5 protein-coding genes and 1 pseudogene are annotated in these 3,275 nt (G+C 71.6%); 3 read left to right on the top strand and 3 right to left on the bottom strand.

The annotated features are described in order from the left end of the window. Window positions 1-118: 118 nt before the first annotated feature. The 3 genes from VFM98_RS07225 to VFM98_RS07215 all read left to right on the top strand — a co-directional run bounded on the left by VFM98_RS07225 (window position 119) and on the right by VFM98_RS07215 (window position 1,989). Window positions 119-289, top strand: coding sequence for a hypothetical protein (locus VFM98_RS07225; protein WP_325109233.1), 171 nt, complete (start codon window positions 119-121; stop codon window positions 287-289). A 93-nt stretch (window positions 290-382) separates the two neighbouring features. Further along, on the top strand, window positions 383-1,234 hold the full coding sequence (locus VFM98_RS07220) for a hypothetical protein (RefSeq protein WP_325109232.1): 852 nt from the start codon (window positions 383-385) through the stop codon (window positions 1,232-1,234). 107 nt (window positions 1,235-1,341) lie between these two features. Further along, on the top strand, window positions 1,342-1,989 hold the full coding sequence (locus VFM98_RS07215) for a L,D-transpeptidase (protein ID WP_325109231.1): 648 nt from the start codon (window positions 1,342-1,344) through the stop codon (window positions 1,987-1,989). A gap of 7 nt (window positions 1,990-1,996) precedes the next feature. Here the strand turns inward: VFM98_RS07215 and VFM98_RS07210 are convergent, their stop codons facing one another. From VFM98_RS07210 to VFM98_RS07200, 3 genes and pseudogenes are all read right to left on the bottom strand, one after another. Further along, a complete protein-coding gene (locus VFM98_RS07210) occupies window positions 1,997-2,491 on the bottom strand; it encodes a DUF4864 domain-containing protein (protein ID WP_325109230.1) in 495 nt (164 codons plus the stop codon). Between the two features lie 12 nt (window positions 2,492-2,503). Next, window positions 2,504-2,671: a hypothetical protein gene (locus VFM98_RS07205; RefSeq protein WP_325109229.1), complete on the bottom strand. Its 168-nt coding sequence runs from the start codon at window positions 2,669-2,671 to the stop codon at window positions 2,504-2,506. A 326-nt stretch (window positions 2,672-2,997) separates the two neighbouring features. Next, window positions 2,998-3,275, bottom strand: a pseudogene (locus VFM98_RS07200) (hypothetical protein); the annotation flags it as partial.

The following is a 3,275-nucleotide window of genomic DNA, read 5'->3' as shown; positions in this document are numbered from 1 at the left end:
CCGCGGCAAGTCCGCGCTGCCCGCGTAGGCCCGCTCCTACGCTGCCTCGCGAGCTCTGCGGATAGGGCGGCACGGCTGCGCCGCGAACAATGGCTCTTCAACGAGAGGGAGAGTCGCCATGCCCGAACTGCAGCCGTCCGAGCCCGTCCCGCCGACCGGCGTTCCCATCCTGCCCGGAGCGCCCGGCCCGGTGCTCGAAGACCCCGACTACGCCTTCGGCTGCGAATGCGCCGATCCTGCGCTGCAGATCGCGCAGTGGGGGCAGGAGCCGCGCGCGGACGCAGCTTGACGGCAGTGTTCCTACACGCGCTTGCTCGATCGGCGCACGCGCGGGGCGGCCCAGCCTGCCTACTCTGCGGGCTTCGCCGAAAGAACCACAGCCATGCCAAAGGGACAGGACTCCGAATTCTTCGACGCCTTGCGCAAGGGGGCCTTGATCGGCCTCGCGCTGCTGGTGCTCGTGCTGCCGCCCGTGTGGGTGAAGAAGCACCGCGACGCGCAGGAGCAGGCGCGCCGCGAAGCCGCCGTCGCCGTGGCGCCCCAGGCGGCCCCGCAAGCGCCGGCGCCGCAGGCCGCCCCGCAGGCGCGGGTGCCGGCGCCCGAGGCCGCCCCGCAAGCGCCGTCCCCCCTGGCGGCGCCGCGGCTGGCCGACTTCCGTGACGAGGCCCCGTCGCCGGACGCGAAGCTCGTGGCCGACTGGGTGGTCCACACCGGCGACGCCGGGCGGCATGCCTTCGTGGTCGTCGACAAGAAGGATGCCCGCGTGTACGCCTTCGCCCCTGGAGGGCAGCTGGTGGAAAGCGCGCCGGCGCTGCTCGGCGAGGCCCATGGCGACGACTCCTATCCCGGCGTCGGGGACAAGCCGCTGGCCCAGGTGCGCCCGCACGAGAAGACCACGCCGGCCGGCCGCTTCGTGGCCGAACCGGGCCTCAACGCCGGCAACGAGGACGTGGTGTGGGTCTCCTACGACCTGGCCGTCTCCATGCACCGCATCCGCCCGCTGCATGCCCGCGAGCACCGGCTGGAGCGCCTGGCCTCGCTCACCACCGACGACAACCGGATCTCGTTCGGCTGCATCAACCTGCCGGTGACCTTCTACGAGAACGTCATCGCGCCCACCGTGCGCAAGTACGGCGCCGTGGTCTACGTGCTGCCCGAGGTGAAATCGCCGCAGGAGGTGTTCGGCGCCTACGACGTGACCGACCCGATCGCGCGGATCGCCGCCACGCGTTGAATTCGTAACGCTTCACCAGCCGTTCACCTTCCCGTCCTTGCGACCCTACGGTCGCGCTTGGTAGCATCCGTCCCTGCTGAGCCTGCAAGGCTCGACAGGGGACTCGGATGGATGCACGCCGATGGCTGCGCAAGGCAGCCGGCAGTACGGCATGGTGGTTGGTCGCGGCCTTGGCGCCGGCGGCGGGGGCCACCGAAAGTTTTCAGGCGGCCGGGGCGTCGCAGGACGCGCGCAGCCTCGTGGGCTGGGTGCAGCGCAGCGGCGACGCGCACGGGCGCCCCTATGCGGTGGTGGACAAGCGCGGCGCGCACATCTACGTGTTCCACGCCGACGGCCGCCTCGCGGGCCATTCGCCGGCCCTGCTGGGAAGCGCGGTGGGCGACCACACGGCGCCCAACGTCGGCGCCCATGCGCAAACCGGCCATGTGCCGCCGGCCGAACGCACCACGCCGGCCGGCCGCTTCGAGGCCGTGCCGGGCGAGAACCGCAGCGGCGAGCAGGTGATCTGGGTCGATTACGAGAGCGCCTTCGCGATCCACCGCCTGCGCCCCGGCTTTTCCTATGCGGCACGCTCCGGCCGCCTGGCCACCGCGAAAGTGGACGGCAAGCGCGTGTCCTGGGGCTGCGTGGTGGTACCGGTGGCCTTCTACAAGCAGGTGGTGCAGCGGGTGCTGGGCGCCTCGCGCAGCGTGGTCTACGTGCTGCCCGAGACGCGGCCGGTGCAGGGTTTCATGCAGGCCCTCGAAAAAGGCTAGAGCCCCCTCAGGTCAGCACCTGCCGCCCCTGCGGCGTGACGATGCAGCCGGCGATCTTCCACTGCTCGCCGCGCTCGCGATTGAGCAGGTAGGTCAGCGACCAGGACTCGCCTTGTTCGTCGGTGAGGCGCACCTTCTGCATCGCGATGGTGCCGTCGGTCTCGGGCTTGAGGAACAGCACGCTGGCCGGGTGCATCAGCATCGGGTAGTCCGTGCGCACCGTGTCCAGGAAGGCTTCGGCCGTGCCGAACTGCGTGCGCAGGTCGGTGTCGGCCAGCGCGAAGGCCTCGCCCGCGTTCTCGTGCGCCAGCGCCTGCAGCTGCTGCTGCACCACCTGCTGCAGCGCCTGGGAGGCGGCGTTGCGCTGCGCCACGCCTTGCGGCACGCCAGCCGCGAACACCCCTGCGAACAGGAGCGCGGCGAACGCGAGCGACCAGCCGACTCCCGCCTTGCGGGGGCGGCGCGGGGGCTGCGGAGGGACGGCGGGCAAGGGGTACTGCATCGTGCGGGATCCTCAGGAAGTGGCGCGAAGGGGGTGGCCCGCGAACGTGGCGCCAGCGGCCGCCTGCACGGCCTGCACCGGCGCCGGCGGCGCCGTTTCCGCCCGCGCCTTCAGCTGCATGCTGGCAGCAGCGAGGGCCATGCCGACCAGTGTGAAGATGCGGATCAACAGCGGGCTCATGCACTATCTCCCTGACGCTTGTTCGTGACCTGCCCTGCAGGGTAGGTCCCCGGCCGGGGGCGCTGCTGTAGGCGAACGGCGGCGGAGTGCGTGGGAGCTGCCATTGCGCCGCTGACGGTGGGCGCAGCCGCGCCGCAAGGGGAAGCCGGCCGGTCCACTGGACAATGTTCTCGCTGATCCGCCTGCGGAAGCGGAAGAGTCCGATCCCTGTCGTCATGACGCGGTTACCGGCCGGCTTTGCATGATTGGAGCCGCGCGGGCGGCAGCGGTCGCGCAGGCCGGGCGCGCGAGCCGCTGTAGGTCGGCTTTGGCGCCGCCTGTGGGTGCTAGCGGGTCGTCGTTCTTCGCAGCGTCAGGCAGACCGCCGCGGCGACGGCCCCGAACAGCATGTGGTCGGCGATCGTCACGGCGCGCAGCGAGTCGCCGAACCAGGGAAAGGCCTGCGGCGCGATCAGGCCGAAGTTGACGGCATACAGCGCCAGCCCCGCGAGCGCGCCCACCAGCACGCCGGGGCGGATGCCGCGATGCCACACCAGCACCGAGACCAGGCGGCCGAACGCCATCGCGAGCGCGAAGTGGATGATCAGCGCCATGCCGAACACCG

The organism is Ramlibacter sp. (assembly GCF_035706265.1).
Lineage (GTDB): Bacteria > Pseudomonadota > Gammaproteobacteria > Burkholderiales > Burkholderiaceae_C > Ramlibacter.
Note: the sequence above shows the minus strand (reverse complement) of the source record. Positions and strands in the feature narration are given on the sequence as shown.

Bases quoted from the DNA above. Each gene is read 5' to 3' on its own strand.
- VFM98_RS07210 (WP_325109230.1), bottom strand. From the start codon at position 2,491: ATGCAGTACCCCTTGCCCGCCGTCCCTCCGCAGCCCCCGCGCCGCCCC.
- VFM98_RS07205 (WP_325109229.1), bottom strand. From the start codon at position 2,671: ATGAGCCCGCTGTTGATCCGCATCTTCACACTGGTCGGCATGGCCCTC.
- VFM98_RS07220 (WP_325109232.1), top strand. From the start codon at position 383: ATGCCAAAGGGACAGGACTCCGAATTCTTCGACGCCTTGCGCAAGGGG.
- VFM98_RS07215 (WP_325109231.1), top strand. From the start codon at position 1,342: ATGGATGCACGCCGATGGCTGCGCAAGGCAGCCGGCAGTACGGCATGG.
- VFM98_RS07225 (WP_325109233.1), top strand. From the start codon at position 119: ATGCCCGAACTGCAGCCGTCCGAGCCCGTCCCGCCGACCGGCGTTCCC.